General features: G+C 42.3%; 15 protein-coding genes and 3 pseudogenes. 13 read left to right on the top strand and 5 right to left on the bottom strand.

Annotated elements, in window-relative coordinates; all coding sequences use genetic code 11:
- Positions 1-6: 6 nt before the first annotated feature.
- From L0M13_RS09465 to L0M13_RS09445, 5 genes and pseudogenes are all read left to right on the top strand, one after another.
- The gene (locus L0M13_RS09465) at positions 7-1,647 is read left to right on the top strand and encodes a cytochrome c biogenesis protein ResB (RefSeq protein ID WP_235196263.1); all 1,641 of its coding nucleotides are present in this window, start codon (positions 7-9) and stop codon (positions 1,645-1,647) included.
- Entirely contained in the window at positions 1,644-2,828 is a 1,185-nt protein-coding gene (ccsB, locus tag L0M13_RS09460; RefSeq protein ID WP_311195545.1) for a c-type cytochrome biogenesis protein CcsB, read from the top strand. Before L0M13_RS09465 ends, ccsB begins: the two co-directional genes overlap by 4 nt.
- 57 nt (positions 2,829-2,885) lie before the next feature.
- On the top strand, positions 2,886-3,773 hold the full coding sequence (locus tag L0M13_RS09455) for a hypothetical protein (protein ID WP_235196262.1): 888 nt from the start codon (positions 2,886-2,888) through the stop codon (positions 3,771-3,773).
- 197 nt (positions 3,774-3,970) lie between these two features.
- Positions 3,971-4,252: pseudogene (locus L0M13_RS09450) on the top strand (redoxin domain-containing protein); the annotation flags it as partial.
- Positions 4,253-4,384: 132 nt separating this feature from the next.
- Positions 4,385-5,029 carry a lytic transglycosylase domain-containing protein gene (locus tag L0M13_RS09445; protein ID WP_235196261.1) on the top strand — a complete coding sequence of 215 codons (645 nt, stop codon included), beginning with the start codon at positions 4,385-4,387 and terminating at the stop codon, positions 5,027-5,029.
- 164 nt (positions 5,030-5,193) lie between these two features.
- Here L0M13_RS09445 and L0M13_RS09440 read toward each other — a convergent pair whose 3' ends face one another.
- The gene (locus tag L0M13_RS09440; RefSeq protein ID WP_235196260.1) at positions 5,194-7,080 is read right to left on the bottom strand and encodes an LTA synthase family protein; all 1,887 of its coding nucleotides are present in this window, start codon (positions 7,078-7,080) and stop codon (positions 5,194-5,196) included.
- A 463-nt stretch (positions 7,081-7,543) separates the two neighbouring features.
- Between L0M13_RS09440 and L0M13_RS18720 the strand changes: the two are divergent.
- From L0M13_RS18720 to L0M13_RS09410, 7 genes and pseudogenes are all read left to right on the top strand, one after another.
- Positions 7,544-7,789 (top strand): annotated as a pseudogene (locus L0M13_RS18720) (DUF6431 domain-containing protein); the annotation flags it as partial.
- A 132-nt stretch (positions 7,790-7,921) separates the two neighbouring features.
- Positions 7,922-8,038 (top strand): hypothetical protein, encoded by a 117-nt coding sequence (locus L0M13_RS09435; protein ID WP_235196259.1) that lies wholly within the window; start codon positions 7,922-7,924, stop codon positions 8,036-8,038.
- 288 nt (positions 8,039-8,326) lie between these two features.
- Positions 8,327-8,761: a MarR family winged helix-turn-helix transcriptional regulator gene (locus L0M13_RS09430; RefSeq protein WP_235196258.1), complete on the top strand. Its 435-nt coding sequence runs from the start codon at positions 8,327-8,329 to the stop codon at positions 8,759-8,761.
- The gene (locus L0M13_RS09425) at positions 8,762-9,808 is read left to right on the top strand and encodes a threonine aldolase family protein (protein WP_235196257.1); all 1,047 of its coding nucleotides are present in this window, start codon (positions 8,762-8,764) and stop codon (positions 9,806-9,808) included.
- Between the two features lies 1 nt (position 9,809).
- Complete coding sequence (locus L0M13_RS09420; protein WP_235196256.1) at positions 9,810-9,983, top strand: hypothetical protein; 174 nt, start codon at positions 9,810-9,812, stop codon at positions 9,981-9,983.
- Complete coding sequence (locus L0M13_RS09415; protein ID WP_235196255.1) at positions 9,980-10,552, top strand: alanyl-tRNA editing protein; 573 nt, start codon at positions 9,980-9,982, stop codon at positions 10,550-10,552. Before L0M13_RS09420 ends, L0M13_RS09415 begins: the two co-directional genes overlap by 4 nt.
- 486 nt (positions 10,553-11,038) lie before the next feature.
- A complete protein-coding gene (locus tag L0M13_RS09410) occupies positions 11,039-11,770 on the top strand; it encodes a ZIP family metal transporter (RefSeq protein ID WP_235196254.1) in 732 nt (243 codons plus the stop codon).
- A gap of 467 nt (positions 11,771-12,237) precedes the next feature.
- Here L0M13_RS09410 and L0M13_RS09405 read toward each other — a convergent pair.
- The 4 genes and pseudogenes from L0M13_RS09405 to L0M13_RS09390 all read right to left on the bottom strand — a co-directional run bounded on the left by L0M13_RS09405 (position 12,238) and on the right by L0M13_RS09390 (position 16,996).
- A protein-coding gene (locus L0M13_RS09405; protein WP_235196253.1) for an IS3 family transposase occupies positions 12,238-13,388 on the bottom strand; the annotation gives its coding sequence in 2 pieces (ribosomal slippage) (positions 12,238-13,115 and positions 13,115-13,388; 1,152 coding nt in all).
- 205 nt (positions 13,389-13,593) lie between these two features.
- Entirely contained in the window at positions 13,594-15,045 is a 1,452-nt protein-coding gene (locus tag L0M13_RS09400; protein ID WP_235196252.1) for an N-acetylmuramoyl-L-alanine amidase, read from the bottom strand.
- 1,071 nt (positions 15,046-16,116) lie between these two features.
- A pseudogene (locus L0M13_RS09395) lies at positions 16,117-16,335 on the bottom strand (hypothetical protein); the annotation flags it as partial.
- 112 nt (positions 16,336-16,447) lie between these two features.
- Complete coding sequence (locus tag L0M13_RS09390) at positions 16,448-16,996, bottom strand: bifunctional transcriptional activator/DNA repair enzyme AdaA (protein ID WP_235196251.1); 549 nt, start codon at positions 16,994-16,996, stop codon at positions 16,448-16,450.
- A gap of 122 nt (positions 16,997-17,118) precedes the next feature.
- Here L0M13_RS09390 and L0M13_RS09385 point away from each other — a divergent pair, with 122 nt between their 5' ends.
- On the top strand, positions 17,119-18,090 hold the full coding sequence (locus tag L0M13_RS09385) for an arsenic resistance protein (RefSeq protein ID WP_235196250.1): 972 nt from the start codon (positions 17,119-17,121) through the stop codon (positions 18,088-18,090).
- Positions 18,091-18,142: the final 52 nt, after the last annotated feature.

Below are 18,142 nucleotides of genomic sequence, written 5' to 3'. Positions count from 1 at the left end.
TTGAGGATGGAAAACTTACGGTGCCAATGTGGTCATAGCAATCCGCTGGGTACGAAGCTTTGCGAATCGTGCGGACGGTCTTTGACTGATAAAGAACAAAACAGCAAATTGGTGGATATGCGCTATGAAGGAACGGCTAGACGTTCACAAACCTATAACAGATCCATCATCGACAAAATCTGGAACTTCTTTTCAAGCGTGAAAGTGGGCGTCAGTATTATTGTCATCCTGCTGGTTGCAGCGGCCATCGGCACAATCCTGCCGCAGCAAGCTTTTGTTCCAGCAAATACAGAAGCGACTATCAAAGCTTATTATGCCGATACTTATGGCAGCGTTGGCCGTGTCTATCATTTTCTCGGTTTTCACGACTTATACAGTTCCTACTGGTTTATCGCATTAGTCGGGATGCTGGCGATATCGTTGGTGATTGCCAGCTTAGACCGTTTTGTTCCACTTTATAAATCGTTGAAAAATCAACGGGTACTGCGCCATCCAAGCTTTATGGACAAGCAGCGCATCTATGCCGAGGGTCCAGGAGCAGAAGATACGCTGCAAAAAGTCGAAGCTAAATTGAAGGAATTAAAGTACAAGGTCCGAACGGATAAAAACGGGCTTTTGGCAGAAAAAGGGCGTTTTTCCAGATGGGGCCCGTACGTCAATCATATCGGTTTGATCATTTTCCTCGCCGGCGTCATGCTGCGAATGATTCCGGGGTTTTATGTCGATGAAACACTATGGATTCGGGAAGGGGAAACACGGGCTATTCCAGAAGTGCCCGGGTATTCCTTAGAAAATGTGAAGTTCGCATTGGAAACGTATACGGGTGAAGGCGAAGAAGCCAGATTCGGTGAAGCCCTCGGCCGTGTGGGAACGGTTGCGAAAAACTACCAGACAGATATCGTGCTGTATCAGGCGCCAAAAGACAGTTTGCCAGGGGCAACTGATAACTTGGAAGTTGTCAAAGAGTACTCTATCCGTGTAAACCAACCGCTAAAATTTGATGGCTATGCCATGTATCAGATGGATTACAAATTGAATGAACTAAAAACAATGACGTTCACGCTGACAGACCAAGAAACGGAGGAATCGCTGGGTGAGTTGACTATTGATTTGATTGATCCCGATAAAAAGTATGAGTTAAAGAATGGATCGACAGTAGAGCTGCTCGGTTATTACCCGAATTTCTCCGGATTTGAAAACGGGGAACCGCAAACGGCCAGTCCGTTGCCGGACAACCCTGGTTTTCTTGTGGAGATGACCACACCGGCAACACCGGAAGGGGAAACCAGTTTCATTACCATTCAAAATACCATTGAGCCTTTCGGAACCAATCAATATAAATTAGCTTTTCAAAGCGCTGAGATGCGTAACGTTTCAGGTTTGACAGTCCGTAAAGACAAAACCCTGCCAATCCTGGGTCTCGGAGGCTTGATTTTTATGATAGGGGTAGCACAGGGGATGTACTTTAACCACCGACGTTTTTGGTTGCAGCAGACCGACAGCGGCGACATCCTCCTTGCTGGACACACCAACAAAAACTGGTTCGGCTTGAAGAAAGACCTCGAACAAATTTCTGTATATGCATCACTCCCTGCTTATAGCGACCAGCAGGAAGACACAGAAAAGGAAGGGGAACTGAAATCATGACATTGACCACTATCAGCTCGAATTTACTGTACATCGCTTTCTTTGCGTACCTGATTGCCACATTTGTATTTGGGGGAGCCGTAAAAGGGAACAAACAAGGATCATTCGACTCGGAACAGCGATGGGGGAAAGTGGCCATTGCCATTGCTATTTTTGGGTTTCTTGCGAATGTGGGTTACTTTTTTACCCGATGGGCTGTATCTGGACATGCCCCGCTGAGTAATATGTTTGAATTCACGACCGCTTTTGGCATGACGCTAGTGGGAGGATTTATTCTGATCTACTTCCTCTATAAGACACCGGTGCTGGGTATGATTGTCCTGCCGGTGGCTTTGCTGATCATTGCGTATGCCAGTATGTTTCCGAATGAAATCAGTCCATTGATTCCCGCGCTCCAAACGAACTGGCTGGCGATTCATGTCAGCACGGTGGTCATTGCGGAAGGGATACTGGCGATAAGTGCAGCAGCCGGCTTGGTATACTTGCTGAAAATCGTAGATTTGACTAAAAAATCGAAGCAGCGGTTTTGGCTAGAAGCCATTCTGTATACACTGGTACTGGTTCTAGGTTTTATCATTTCCAGTTCCTACTTTAACTTGACGAATTATGAAGCCGGTTTTCAGTATATAAATAAGGATGGGAAAGAAGCAGCCGTCATCTATTACATGCCGCCTATTTTTGGGATGAATGAATCTGTTCCATTGACCGAGGATGCCCTGACCCCGTTCATAGAAACTCCTGCGGTAATTGACGCTACAAAACTGACGACTATTACATGGTCGTTGTTAGTCGGCACTGTTTTGTATGTATTGATTCGTTTGGTTACCCGCCGGCGAATCTCCCAGCTCATTCAGCCAATGTTGAAAAATGTCAGTTCCCAATTGATGGACGAAATAAATTACCGAGCTATCATCATTGGATTTCCGATATTCACGTTAGGGGCACTCGTTTTCGCTATGATCTGGGCCCAAATCACCTGGTCCCGTTTTTGGGGCTGGGACCCGAAAGAAGTATGGGCATTGATTACGTGGCTGTTCTATGCGGCCTACCTTCATTTGCGCCTTGGAAAAGGTTGGAAAGGAGAGAAATCAGCGTGGCTTGGGGTAATTGGCTTCGCGATTATCATGTTTAATTTGATTGTCGTCAATCTGATTATTGCCGGCTTGCACTCGTACGCGTAAATAAAAACCCTTTTCTAGATTTAGACTGACATAGCGCAGAAAACCGAGGTGGGAAACGTGTTCAGAAAGTTCATCATTTTATTATTGGTCATATTTTTCATGTTGCTGATCATTTTTACAGCCGTCATGTTTTTGAAAAACGAAGTCGAGGTTTATTCGAACAAAGAAGTGACGTTGGCGATTGAAAAGCCTATGTTCATCAATTTAAGCGAACCAGCAGCTACTGAAAAAGGCAGCGATAGGACAGCTGTCTATGACATGTCTTTGCTTGGCTTGAATGTCGGAACTTACACACTTGTCGAACGGACACTTGAAAACGGTGCATCGCTCATTTTCGAAGAAATTAAAAATACCGGATGGATTCCATACGCGCTATCCTTGAATGTCAAAAATCTGGCTGAGGCCGACTTCAAGTCCTGGAACCCGGAAACTGCAGCAAGCTTGGACGAGGAAATCTACGGCCCGGATCCGACGACAAATCCTTATGGCGTCTTTACTAGAGGAAATACAGAAATTCTGCAGGGGAATGTCTTCGTTTCACGTAACCTGCAGCTGGAAACTGGCGACTGGGTACAGGAACTTCGCCACGAAATCCCTGAATTCACTTTAGAGGAAGGCGTTTTAGCTAAAAATTACTGGCTGCCGCCAAAACATCAGAGTCAAACCTGGATGATGGCCACGCAAGAACCGCTGTTCGAAACGGAAAAAGCGGAAGATGAGTGGATCACATTTTCGCTTGAAAACCCTCAGGCTCAGTTAAACTGGTTGACGCCCCAAGGACCATTTGTTAAACTTCCGTTGACCGATGACCCTCGTACACAATTGAGCTATGGCTTTATAACAGTACGGACAGCAGACCTAAATTCCATCGAATGGAATGAAACTTCGCCTTCTCTGTTCTTTGAATCCATGATTTTGAATTCAGAGAACTACTTGCAGCCATAATCCCAAACCCGCTGAAGTATCGAATTCAGTGGGTTTTACGATTATGCACTGATGAATTGGCCATCCGATGTCAACGATCAATTCCTGTTCGCTACGAAGTCTTTCGAGTTCCTGTAACTCCTTAGAGCCGCAAGGGCTCGGAATTATGAAATTAATTCAATTAATATCCATGTGACAGCAGCTGAGAAAACTAAACTGCTATGGACAAACAGTATCAAGTATACAAGGACCAAGGTGTGCAGATACTGGCTGTCAACATTGCCCAGTCGGATTATGAAGCGAGACAATATGCCGAACAGCGAAATTTAACGTTCCCAATTGTCATCGACAAAAGTAAAAGTGTTATGGAAGCTTACAACATTCGCCCCCTTCCTACTACGATTCTGGTCAATCCAGAAGAGAAAATCGTAAAAATCGTTACCGGCGAAATGTCTGAACAGGATATTGTAAGCTATATGGAGCAAATCCAACCGGGTTAATGCAAGGGGAATTCTTAAAACATTATGCTGCTCGGTCTTTTGAAGAATTGATGCAAAGGAGAAAACGGGAAAAAAGATTTTTCTTGAGGCTGGAATAGACTAACAGAAATATTGATGTCAGGTGTGAAAAATATGAAAACGGAAATCAGGAAAAGAAAGCGAGCCGGCGCAAATAGGCGGTTCGTTGCTTTTTGGTCGGTTACTGCTGTCTTATCTATACTCGTAATCTTTGCATTGATCCTAGTTTCCGGAACAGCGAACGAAAGTCCTTTGAAGAAGTTTGCTCAACAGATGTTTGAACCGGAAGTGCCGGAGGACTATATTCCTCTTTATCAAGAAGCTGCGAACGCTTACGATATCCCATGGACCTTACTGGCTGCGCATCACCGCGTTGAAACAAAGTTCTCTGCCATGAGTCCTCTTTTGTCCCCAGCAGGTGCGGAAGGGCATTTGCAATTTATGCCGTGCACATTTGTTGGCTGGAGTCATCCAACCTGTACGGGGCTTGGGAAAGGGGAAATCGAAGAAAGTGAAAAAACGGATCCCGTTGCGATTCAAAAGTATGGAGGTTACGGTGTGGATGGCAATAAAGACGGAATTGCGGATCCATACAATTTAACAGATGCCTTATACAGCGCAGCAAACTATTTATCCCAAAGCGGAGCTTCACAAGGGGAGCTAGAGCGGGCTATTTCTACTTACAATCACAGTAATGAGTATGTGGAGGACGTGTTATTTTATTACAATAAATATGAAGAACAGTTTCGTAAGAAGTAAGCTTCGGTAACCTTCCCGCTATCCGTCCAATTAGTAAACTAATTTCCATGCAGATTTAAGCAGTCGAATAACCTTTACTATGACACATAAAAAGCGAAAGACAGAGCAGGGAAAAAGGACAGGTGGCTGGTTACAGCACATCTGTCCTTTTTGAATTTACTTTATCAATCAGGAAGCAACACCTTTCCGGTTTTTTTATTATAAAACCGCAACAAATCCCCAGTAACAATCGATTCTGAATACTGCAGCTCGGTAAGAGCTTGTTCGATATAGGGCTCGCACAACAGTTTATCAACTTCTTCGCCAGTTTCATTTTCATAACAAACATTACCGGCGAAAACATATTGGTCGGTTACAAATCGGCCATCACGGAAGATGACAAACTCGTCGCGTTCTTCGGAAAATAAATCGCTGCCGAATTGCATATCTTTAGAGGTGTCCAGTCCCATCATATTAAGAATGGTCGGCCGCATATCAATTTGTCCACCAATTTCTTCGTTCACGCCACCTTTTCCAGAACCCGGAATGTGAACGAAAAACGGCACTCGCTGTAGCTGCGCAGATTCATATGGCGTAATTTCCTTGCCCAAATACTGAGCCATGGCTTCATTGTGATTTTCTGAAATGCCATAATGATCCCCATACATAACGATAACGGAGTTTTCATACAGACCCTTTTCTTTCAATTCATCGAACAAAGACTTAACAGCCTCATCCAAATAACGGACTGTCTGGAAATAACGGTTCAGCGTTCCTGAATTCGAATCGAATTCGTCCATCATCTTATCTTCTTCATCCAATGTGAAGGGGTAATGATTAGTTAAGGTGATTAGCCGGCTATAAAAGGGTTCCGGCATTTCAGCCATATGCGAAACGGATTGTTCAAAAAACGGAATATCTTTCAACCCCCAGTTGACGGCTTGGCCTTCCTCTACCGTAAAACTCTGCAAATCAAGGAATTTATCAATATTCAGTGACTCATACATCATATCCCGATTCCAGAAACTTTTCGTATTGGCGTGCTGAATATTAGTGGAATATCCTTGGTTTCCCAGTTTTTCAGCCATGGAATTGAATGTATTTCCACTATGAGTGAAGAAAACAGCACCCCTACTTCGCGGATATAAGGACGTTTCCAACAGAAATTCAGAATCTGATGTTTTCCCAAGCCCCGTTTGATGATAGAAGTTAGGGAAATAGATGGTATCTTCGTCTTCAGTCAATTCATTCAAAAACGGTGTAATGGTTTGGCCGTTCATTTTACTGTTGATCGGAAAAGATTGCATAGACTCCAAAGCGACTACAATCAAATTTTTCCCTTCAGCAAGTCCAGCCATTTCTTCCGATGCATCAACTTGATTGGCGCGTACATAGTTATTAACCTCTACGAGATCCGAGCTATCAGCAAATGTCCGTTGTGCCTGGGATCGAGACTGGATATAGAGGTCGTAAAGATGATAATTGTACATCCCCAAGTTCTTCACTAGCATTTCCCGATCAAAGCTGCGCGTCAGGAGTTGAGGCCGTTCTGCTTCCGCTAATCCCAAATTCAAAAAAAGAACGGCGGCGGATAAAATGAAATAAATTTTGCGCTGAACAACGGCGGATTCAGGGGCATGCGCTTTTACTCGAATAAATTTGATGGCAAGCAGCAAAACAAACACATCTACGAAGTAAAGAATATCCGTCATGTAAATGCTTGCAGCTGTACTCGCACCAAGGTCCCCAAAGTTATCTGTTTGAAAGAGGACAGGCAGCGTGATAAAGTCGGTGAAAAACCGATAGAAAGCCACATTTGCGTACAACACAATGGAAGTAAGAAGAGTAGCAATGATTAAATAACGGTTACGGTTTTTCTCACTTTTGAAGAATAGGGATAGTCCGTACAAGAATAACAGCAAACTCAAAGGACTTAAAAAAAGGATTAATTCCTGAAGAGGATTATCGATTGTAATTGAAAAACTTGTTTTATAGACAATATATGTTTTAAGCCAAGTTGCAATAATGGCGATTGCCAAGATGGAATGCTTCGGCCATTCTTTTTTCAGCATGTAAATTCTCCTTTGTAATTTTACCTGGGAAGCGTTTTCCGCTTTCCAGGTAATGATGAAAGTATAGAGGCTTCTGCTTGTTTGTTTGACATCTGCAGTGCGTTCTTTCCATAGACTAGCAGCTCAATATAATCTCCGTCTTTAACAAATTATATTTAGCGTAACATATATACAACGAAAAATCGTTTCCAGCAGGTTCTCTACTAGGGGTCTTTTTTACTATTAATGTTCTTTTATAATGACTAAGAACTGCCGGTATGAGCCTGCTCCGAAACTGACGGTTATAATGTCTTCAGGAGATCTGGATATGGAAAAGAAACCTGCCCAAGTGGCTGGCCGTTACAATGGCCAGATGGAAGACGTTCCCTAAAAATGTGATTATCGTCAATGGTTATATTCTCATTGAAGATACTGTGAAAGGAGTTTTCCGTTAAATATATAGCAGGTAGCTTGTCTTTGTTGCAAGGGGATGAAGGACGAAGTAGCAGGTTCGCGGAACCGAAAGCTCTGGATGGAAAACGGTGATAACTGCTGTTATGTCGTTCTCCGGTTTTGCTTCCGATTATGTGAAAAAACATATCAAGAACTTTCAAATCTCATCACCCCTTATATAAGGGATAAAGTAAAAGTGATCGAATCAACGATTAAAGCAGGAGAACCGTTGGTGCCTCTGCGCTCTTCCACTGGCACAGTTGCTTCAACCAACTGATTGAGCACTTGCTGTTTGCTTGTGGAACCCCTGTTGCAATTCGAAACAAAATGTCCTTTTTCTGAATTTGGGTCGATTTAAGTTCATCAATGATTCCTCGGTCATCATATTGGAGATGAGTTTTTAAAAACCGTGGCGGACAGACTGTCAGAAAATATTCATTATACAAATACGGTAGGACGTTTCGCTCCTCCGGCGAATGGATTATCCGCCCATTCACTACCTGTACTCTCCTTCCTAGGCTGCTAGAGTATAACGTTCCTATGCAGTCCGAAAAAGTGAAAAAGTACTTCCAGTTTACATATGAGGGAATATAGGAAGGATAGAAGCTGATAAGAGCAGTTTCTATCCTTTTTGGTTTATTTAAGTGTACTTTTACGAAAGATTTTTTCGTCTTTTACATGCTTTATATCTCTAACCAGAAAAGATTCTTAATGACGATACAAAAGCATTTTATTTTATTCGCTCCACATTGTTGACAAAGTCCACTAGCACCTCTAATATTTAATGGACTTAGTCCACTAAAAGGAGATCGTCATGAACACTAAAATAAAAGAAATCCGTGAATTCAACCGTTTTTATACGAATGTCTTGGATCTGCTAAATCAAAATGCGCTGGGAACGCATTATTCGTTTACAGAAGCACGGGTGCTGCTTGATATCGGTTTTGCCGGTCAGTGTACGGCCAGCTACCTGGTTGCCCAATTAAATATGGATCGGAGTTATATGAGCAGGACCTTGAAGAAATTAGAGAAAGATGGACTCGTAACAAAAGAAAATTCCTCTGAAGACGGACGGACCAATTTAATCCGCCTGACAGCTGAAGGCACCTCACTATTTGAAGAAATAGACCAAAAATCAGATGAACAAGTCGTCCGATTGCTGGATAGGCTTTCAGAAAAAGACATCGCTGAGGTTCATGCAGCCATGCGGACCATCCAGGAAAAATTAAGCCGATTGGAGAAGAAGTAAATGATTAGATTTGACAATGACTATGCAGAAGGTGCGCATCCGCAAATATTAAAGCGTTTGTTTGAAACAAATGAGGAACAAAGCCCAGGCTACGGCATGGATCGTTTTTGCGAATCCGCCAGAAATCTTATCCGGAAGGCTTGCAATGCGCCAGAAGCGGATATCCATTTCTTAGTAGGGGGTACGCAAACGAATACCACCATCATTGCTTCTGTCTTGCGCCCTCACCAAGGGGTTGTTTCAGCACATTCTGGCCACATTGCGGTCCATGAGACAGGTGCCATCGAGGCGACGGGCCATAAAATACTTCCGTTGCCGAGCGAAGATGGAAAAATCCAAGCCGATCAAGTTAGAAGGGTGTATGAAGAGCACTGGAACGATGCGACCCATGAGCATATTGTACAACCTGCTTTGGTTTATATTTCCAATCCGACAGAATTTGGGACCACCTACAGTAAATCAGAATTAGAAGAGCTGAGAACAACTTGTCTCGAATGCAACTTAACCCTCATGATAGACGGTGCACGATTGGGGTATGGATTGGCTTCAGAGGATAATGACTTACCACTAGCCGATATAGCAAAGCTTTGCGACGTGTTCTACATTGGCGGAACGAAAATTGGTGCTTTGTTCGGAGAGGCTGTCGTCATTACCAACCCAGCCTTGAAGAAAGATTTTCGGTATCTGATCAAGCAACGGGGCGGGCTATTGGCAAAAGGAAGACTGCTGGGTATCCAATTTGAGACGCTGTTTGAAGATGGTTTGTATCAGGAGCTGTCTAAGCACGCGATTGATGCGGCAATGACCATACGAAAAGCGTTTGAACACAATGCATTTAAATTTAAATACAATTCGAAAACCAACCAGCAATTCCCTATTATGAGAAACGATTACATCGAAGAGTTGAGCAAGAAGTACTCGTTCCATACGTGGGAAAAAGTGAACGAATCAGAAAGCGTTGTCAGATTCTGTACCAGCTGGTCCACTAAAGCGGAACATGTCGATTCATTAGTAAACGATATTAACTCTCTGAAACGGAGGGAATAAGGTGAATAAAGCAATCTTCTTAGAGGACAGTTACAAAAAAACCTGCACAGCAAAAGTGATCGACGTAAAAGAACAACGGTTTTATTGCTTTGATCAAACCATTTTTTATCCCGGAGGAGGTGGCCAGCCAAGCGATGGAGGCGTTATTCTTCAAGCGGGGAAACCTATAACGTGATAGACGTGAAAAAGGTCGATGGACAGATACTGCACGAAGTAGATCACCCGCTGAAAAGCTTGGAAATACCGGTAGAATTACAAATTGATTGGGCTAAACGCTACCAGAACATGCAGTATCATACCTTGCTTCATGTTCTTTCTGGTTATATGTTTAGCCAGTTTGCTGCACTTGCCACCAGCAGCCAAATAGAAAAAGACTACGCCCGGTTAGAACTTACGTTTCCATCTGAACTGCCGGGAGAAATAACTGCGGAGAAAATCGAAGAAGCGGTTAACAAGCTCTTAGAAACTCCGCATGATGTAAAAATAGACACGATTAGCAGAGACGAAGCAGAAAAAAGAGCAGGCATCATTAAAACAACCGTCAGTTTGCTGCCGCCTTCATTGAGTGAAATCCGGACGGTGGAAATTGAAATGATCGATGAACAAGCTTGTGGTGGTACACATCTGAAAAACACCCGAGAAATTAAAGGCTTTTCCATCTTACAGATGAAAAAAAGAGGGAAAACCAGAATGAAAATCAAGCTACAGTTAAAAAACCAGATTGATGAATTAAAAAGACAGTAAAAACAATGGCCATAATAGCTGCTGTACTACTTAAATGGAGATTAGTTTCTAATCGATTCTTAAGGCAGCCGAAGTTTGAATTTTATTTAGACACTCTAGATTTATCTAAGAAAGTTAACTTAAAGTCTTTTTAAGGTTACATATCAATGAGTTATCGGAAGGGAGGAAGCCAAGAAAAGCTTCTTCTCTTTTTTATTCAGATATGTTTTTCTTACCGATACACATATAAAAGAATTACTTTAGATTTATAAACATATCCATATTTGGTGAAGTTTGCGTCTGTTGAATAGAATAAGTTATCAGATTGTTTGCTATTACAGAAGGAAGATTATATGGTTTTAAGTAGGAAGAAAGAATATTAAGAAGAGGAGTAGGAAACGAGCTGAGTGAAAAACGGTTACAGCAATCATAAATAGATACCAAGTGGCCATTCAGATGAGAAAGGTTGTCTGATCTGCTTATTTTTGTTAAAAGGAGGTGACGGACATGACATGGCTCAGTTTTATATTGGTTATCGGCTTATTGCTTCTCCATATTTTCTCAAAGAAAATGAAGTTCTTAAAAACAGTTCCACGCAGTCGCTTTCTTTCTATTGCAGGTGGAATATCGGTTGCCTATGTTTTCTTGCATTTGCTGCCTGAGCTCGGTGTATTTCAAGAAGAGCTTCATGGGGAAATCAAAAATTCCGGATGGGGATTTCTAGAAAGCCATATCTATGTCGTGGCAATGTTTGGCCTCGTTCTCTTTTATGGATTGGAACAGATGGTCAAATCCTCGAAACGGAGGCATAAGGAACATAAAGTGAGCGAACCGAAAGACGGCGTTTTCTGGGTCCATATCGGATCATTCACACTCTACAATGCACTTATTGGCTATTTGCTTGTACGCGAAGAATATGAGAATGCTTGGGACATGGTTTTCTTCTTCATAGCAATGGGCGTCCACTTTATCACGAACGATAAAGGTCTCCGCGAAACTCATAAAGGCGACTATGACAAATATGGCAGATGGCTTTTGGCGATTGCCATCTTAATAGGATGGGGCATTGGAATAACAACAGAAGTTAATGAGCTGATTGTTTCTTTCTTAACCGCATTGCTTGCAGGAGGCGTAATTTTGAATGTTCTGAAGGAGGAGCTGCCGGAAGATAGAGAAAGCAGTTTCGCTTCTTTCTGCTTAGGTATTGTTGGTTATTCCATACTTTTATTGTTGATATAAGTATTTTTGCTTATTAGCAGGTTTTTGCTCGTTTCATCTTGTGCTGTCAAAATAAATGGCCGTATAAAGTTGAATGATGTAAATGAAATTCTTTGAGGTGCAATAAATGATCACAAATGAAGAAAAAATAGTCTTTCAATATGAACTGTATAAACTGAATCGGGAGTATCAACAGTGTGCGAATGAATACGTGAAATCACAACTCAAAGAAGAAATTTCTTTTTTAAATACGATTCTTAAAAGTTCACTGGATAGAGAGTCCGAAGTGAAAAGTACAGAGCAAGAGGTTGAATAAAGAAATTCGAGATTGCTAAAAAAATAAGAAGAGGCACCGAGTTTTTCTTTTTAAGAGATTTGGTGCTTTTTCTTTAAATAATGATACTTATCGGAAGTGTTAATGAACGCAATAAAGAGCTGAGGCACACAATCTGAACTGACCCGGTAATTTGAGATAATAGAAAAAGCACCTAGGCTGCCATTGTCCGATACTCAATCGGGGAATGGCAGTTTAATTTTTGGAACGGTCGGATGTAGTTGTAGTAATACATGTAATCTTCTGTTTTTTGTTGTACAATGGCATTGGTTAGGTGCACCCTTTCCAGGGTGTAGAATTCTTCCGACTTTAGCGAGGAGTGGAAGGATTCGATGACGGCGTTATCAAAGCAGTTTCCTTTGCGGGACATGCTGGTGATAATGCCGTTTTCTTTTGTCATCAGTTGAAATGCACGTGATGTGTACTGAGCCCCTTGGTCACTGTGCAGAATGATTCCGGCGGTGTTCCGTTTCCGGCAAGCAATCTCCAGGGTATCCAACACGAGCTGGGCATTCTGAGTGTCACTGACTTTGTAAGCAATCACTTCGTTGTTATACAAGTCCAGAATGGTCGACAAGTAAAGCATGCTTTCCCCGAAGGGGAGATACGTAATATCCGTCACCCATTTTTGATCGGGGGCATCCGCTTTGAAATTCTGTTCCAACAGGTTCGGCACCACCAAGTGCGTCTCACCGGTCATCTGCTTCGCTCGCTTGGGTTTCACCCGGCACTGGCTGTTGTATTTCTGCATGATGCGCTGCACCGTCTTCCGATCGACAAGGATGCCGGCATTTTTTAACAACCCTTTCACCGTCCGGTGACCTGCCCGGAATTTCAGCTGTTCACAGATTGCGATAATCTCTTTCTCCAATTCCGTTTTGCCGAATTTCTTCTGGCGCCACCGGTAATAAGTAGGGCGAGGGACGCCCATGCATTTACAAATCATCGTGATGGAATATTTCTCTTTGAACAATTCCACCAGTTTTAGGAAGAGGGGCGGCTCCACCCCCTTTCCAGTTCCTGGTACTTTCCCATCAGTTCTTCTTTGATTTCGTAATACAGCACCTTTTTCCTCAGTTCCTCCACCTCACTCAACTTCTTCTCATAAGCGTATTGTTTCCCCACACCTTGTGCGAGCCGATGGAGCTCGTCTTTCTGGTACCACTGCATCCACCTCTTAATTTGCGTCACACTTTTAATTTGGTGAATCTCCATGATCTCGGCGTTGGTGTAGTCCCCACTCAATTTCATCTCAATGACCTCTAGTTTGATTTCCTCCGGATAGAATCGCTTTTTTGAACCCATACAGAAAAACACCTCCAGTTTGTCGTTGGTATTACATACGACGTTGGGGGTGCTTTTTCCTTGTCTCATTTTATTGGGTCACTCTAAGTTATATTGTAACTGATTGTCGGCTCTTTAATAGTGTAAGGACTTTTGATGAAAACGATATAAAATATTTTGAGCTGATTAATCTTTTAACTTTCATTGCATTTTGAAAAAAATTTGTTTAATGAAGTTTTTTACTGGGAGATGCACCTACTGTATTGTAATAGGTTAAAACATCTATACGACCCTCATAGTTGTAAAAGTAATCGAGTGTCCCAAGGAATAATGCTTTCCCCATCACTTTTCGTTCTGCTTCGGATTGGAGATATTTAATGTCGGTCGCATTATCTATAAAACCCATTTCTACTAAAGCAGCTGGTACTGTATTGTCTCGAAGTACAGCTAAGTTGCCGACTTTTACGCCACGATTCTGCAAATTCCACGCTTCTTGCATACGTGCTTGCAGGTAAATCGATAAAGCCCGTGACTGCTGGACTTTAGGGTTGGTTGCTGCTGTACTTGCGTAATAAAATGTTTCTTGGCCTTTAGCTGAACCGTTAAACTTATTCGTGTGCAAACTGATAAAAACATCACCAGTATTTTTAGAAGCATACTTCGCTCGGTCGTTTAGCTCAATAAATACATTTGTTGAACGTGTCATTTTAATTGAGATGGGTGTCTTGTCAAAATACGATTTCATATGAAGTCCAACATTTAAGGTGATATCTTTTTCTTGAAAACCGTTACTGACGCCACCTGGATCTTTTCCACCATGTCCTGGATCGATGACAACCGTCAAATCACTGCCGCCGATCGGTGCTGGGCTTGGAAGTACAGATCCTGGTTTCGTTGTGGAAAGATAGCTGGTTGCGACATAGCCGATTACGCCGTTTACACGGATATGAGACCAGCCATTAGACGACTTGCCAACGCCGACTGCTGTTCCGCTTTTTAATTTGCTGATGACTGCACCCGAATTGCTTGGCGCTGAACGCATGTTTAATGTATCAGATCCTGTGTTTACGTACATCGTTGTGCTGAATGAAACTTCGCCTGGCTTCACGCGGAAGCTTTCGTTCAAGCTGCGTGCCAAAAATACGGCAAAGTCAGCACGGATGATTGTTGCTTCAGTTCCGAATGTGCCATCCGGGAAACCTTGGGCAATTCCTTTATTCATCAAGTTGGTTGCTGCTGCAGAAACGCTATTGCCGCCGTAGCCGAAAGCCCGGTTGATCAAGATCGCCATTTCTCCGCGCTTCAATACTTTGTACGGTTTGAATGTGCCATCCGGATATCCGGAGATGACGCCGCGTTTGACCATTTCGTTTATGTAGCCTGACGCAAAGTTTCCTGAGCCGACATCACTGAATTCCGTGTTTTGTTTGGTTCCATTTAAACCAAGTGACCGGCCAAGCATCGCTGCCGCTTCTCCCCGGGTAACTTGTCTGCTCGGGACAAAATGAGTGTTCGAAACACCGTTGACAAAACCTTTATCCACCAAATAGGTGATTTCCGCTTTTGCACGATGAGTATCTCCGATGTCTTTAAAATTCGCACTTGCATTCGCTTGGCTTTGTGGGACGATTATTGAGGCAATTAATGCAAAACATAGCATCATAATCCATTTTTTCAAATCTCATTTCCTCCTATGTTTAGTTTTCTTCACCTACTTTAGCGTATAAAAATGATTATTTCTATGATTCTTTTAACCCTTTCTCTATTATTTAACATTTTTTATAAAGGAAATGTAAATAATTTTTTTAGAGCAAGTAATTTCGACTTTCCAAAGATAATAAAGAAAGAAGTAGAAGTCGTAATTTCTCATAGAATAGAAATTGGGGTGAAAAAATATAAACAAATTCTTTATACAGAACGAAGATATCCGAAAGAGAAAATTGGAAAAGCGCATGTTTGAAATGGGGAAAATAAAGAAAAGAACTCAGTGAGAACGTGGGAGTGTTTAGTTTAGTAATGAGCTTATAAATGACTATGGTAATATATAGTTATTATAGAATTGAGTCGAATTATTTTAGATAAAGTAAACCCAATACTTATCTTGATTTAGTTAATGTTGTGAATGATGGAGTTGATGGGAGCCCTACAAAAGATAAGAAATTTACAAATAATCTTTTTTTTAAACACCATGTATTTTTTATCTCTTACTTTAAATTTAGCGCCCTTTTAAGCAAAACTCCAAGAGGTTAACCATGAAAATCATCGAACCAATTAAAAGGAGGCAGCCACAGGCTGTCTCCTTTTAAATCAAACTGTTATTTCGGACAATTTATACCGTAATTACTTCGAACTGTCCTTCCCTGATAGCAGATTTAACATAATTGATTTTGCCATTATTAAAATTAGCTTTGTTTTTTAATCCATTTAAAATCGGTGGCCATTTTCTTTTATGATTTCATCATTCTTTAAAGCTGACTTCGTGAAATATCTCTTTTCGGACTGCTAGAGAATAGCCCGTGTTAAAAACCTATTGTAGACTGGCGACCATATCATATAAATGAATCGATTTCAGGTATTGTTCAATGAGCTTTTCCTCTTCATCATCTGCTATTTCATCTGGATTTTGATTCCATAATGTTAAAATCCAGATAGCTCATGGGTTTGCGTGAAATCCGCGAACCCCATGGAATTTTTTCTGATAGCAATTGAAAAACAGCGTGCATCTTTTCAGTTACACGCTGTTTTCATGTTATTCTTTTACACGCAGCAATCGTAAACTGTTGAGAGCGACCAAAAGGGTAGCGCCCATATCGGACATGATAGCAATCCACAAAGTCAGCCAGCCTGGGATGACCAGCAGCAACGCAATCACTTTGATGCCAATGGCAAATGCAATATTCGCTTTGATGACATTCAAGGATTTCCGGCCCAATTTCCCCGTAAACGGCAGCTTGCTCAAATCGTTGCCTTTTCATGATGAATTATTAAAACATTCATAATGGCAACTGCATCATAAGAGACATCAGGAAAAACTATGCGAATAGAAGAAATTGTCTTTATACTTTTGTTCAGCCCGCTTATTAGTTCATCGCCATTTTACGGAATGCTTTAGGTGTTGTTCCTTCCACTACTTTGAATTTTTTAGTGAACTGTGCGCTGTCATTGTATCCCACTTCTAAGCCGATGGCTGTAATGGAGTAAGCCGATTTTTTTAGCAATTCCTTGGACTTGTCAATTCGAACTTGATGCAGGTAGTGAAGAGGGGTAATTCCCCATACTTCTTTGAAGGAACGCTGGATGTAATAAAGATTCTTTTCTAATGCTTCGTGCAGGGTTTCCAAGGTGATTGGGTCTTGGCAATGCAGGTCGATGTACTGCTTTGTTTGATCTGCCAGTTCCTTTTTATAGCCCGTCCACGCCAATTGGTTCGGCTTGCAGCGATGGCAAGGACGAAACCCTTGCTGGATGGCCTCTTCTACGGTGGAAAAGATCGATACGTTTTTGGGGTTGGGGGTACGGGAAGGGCAAGAAGGCCGGCATATGGCTTTGGTGGTAGAGAGGGCGTAATAGAATTCCCCGTCATAGCTTTGGTTATTGCTGAAAATTGCCTCCCACTGATAGTTTTTCAAGATTTCCCCTCCGTTCGGATTCAAAGTCAAGATTGGCAAAGTAATCGGCTGCCACTTCCGTTATCCTAATAGAGAAGAGTCGGTCGCGCGTACTTTCTCTCTATTATACAAGGAGTGTCGTTATGAATATATTCGAGAGATTTCAAACCGTCATTATTTTAACCGCAGTGGGGATCGGTCTATTGATCGGTCATGTCCACTTTTTTGAACAATACGCCGGATCCTTCATCGTGCCATTTTTGTTGCTGATGCTCTATGGATTATTTCTAACCATTCCACTGCAGCACTTGAAAGATGCTTTTAAAAATCGCAAGTTCTTGAATGCCAGCATCCTTATCAATTTTGTCTGGACTCCTTTAGTGGCGTGGGGACTGGGGGCTATTTTCCTTGCGGATCATCCAGCGCTATGGATCGGGTTTATCATGCTGATGGTGACGCCTTGTACCGACTGGTACTTGCTGTTCATTTCGATTGCCAAAGGGAATGTCCCTTTGTCCACGTCCGTTTTGCCAATTAATTTGATTCTGCAGGTCGTGCTGCTGCCGGTCTACCTATTCATTTTCGCCGGCACGATCGAACCGATCCCGTTGTCGACTATCGGCGAAAGCATCGCACTGGTGCTAGTGCTTCCATTCTCCCTGGCGCATTTGACGCGCTATGCCTTGCGGAAGAAAGAGAGATTCTTGAATGAGAAACTCGTCCCTTTTTTCGCTATGGCACAGATCTTCTTTTTATCCTTGGCAATCATGGCGATGTTTGCTTCGCAAGGGAGGTACCTGCTCGACAACCTTGAAGTCATTTCCATCTTGCTGCTGCCGGTTTTGCTATTCTTTGGCCTGAACTTTATTGTGGCGCAATCGATGGGGAAGGCCCTGAAATTTTCCTATGAAGATACGGTGAGTCTAAGCCTGACAATCATCGCCCGCAATTCGCCCGTTTCGCTGGCCATTGCGGTCATTGCCTTTCCGGATCAGCCATTGATTGCGTTGGCCTTGGTTATTGGTCCGTTGATTGAATTGCCTATTCTAGCGCTTGTATCTCAACTCTTACTTTCTTTAAGGAGAGCAAATGCAGAAAAAAGTTTAAAACAATAGGTCATTGAAAGAGTAAAGTGACTGCAAAAGTAAATGGTATATATTTGCATTT

The organism is Planococcus sp. 107-1 (genome assembly GCF_021513255.1).
GTDB lineage: Bacteria > Bacillota > Bacilli > Bacillales_A > Planococcaceae > Planococcus.
This window is presented reverse-complemented; position numbering and strand designations above follow the sequence as displayed.

What these genes read in the sequence shown, in the direction of transcription:
- L0M13_RS09465 (WP_235196263.1), top strand. Translation starts at nt 7, where the DNA reads ATGGAAAACTTACGGTGCCAATGTGGTCATAGCAATCCGCTGGGTACG.
- ccsB (WP_311195545.1), top strand. Translation starts at nt 1,644, where the DNA reads ATGACATTGACCACTATCAGCTCGAATTTACTGTACATCGCTTTCTTT.
- L0M13_RS09445 (WP_235196261.1), top strand. Translation starts at nt 4,385, where the DNA reads ATGAAAACGGAAATCAGGAAAAGAAAGCGAGCCGGCGCAAATAGGCGG.
- L0M13_RS09440 (WP_235196260.1), bottom strand. Translation starts at nt 7,080, where the DNA reads ATGCTGAAAAAAGAATGGCCGAAGCATTCCATCTTGGCAATCGCCATT.
- L0M13_RS09430 (WP_235196258.1), top strand. Translation starts at nt 8,327, where the DNA reads ATGAACACTAAAATAAAAGAAATCCGTGAATTCAACCGTTTTTATACG.
- L0M13_RS09425 (WP_235196257.1), top strand. Translation starts at nt 8,762, where the DNA reads ATGATTAGATTTGACAATGACTATGCAGAAGGTGCGCATCCGCAAATA.
- L0M13_RS09410 (WP_235196254.1), top strand. Translation starts at nt 11,039, where the DNA reads ATGACATGGCTCAGTTTTATATTGGTTATCGGCTTATTGCTTCTCCAT.
- L0M13_RS09385 (WP_235196250.1), top strand. Translation starts at nt 17,119, where the DNA reads ATGAATATATTCGAGAGATTTCAAACCGTCATTATTTTAACCGCAGTG.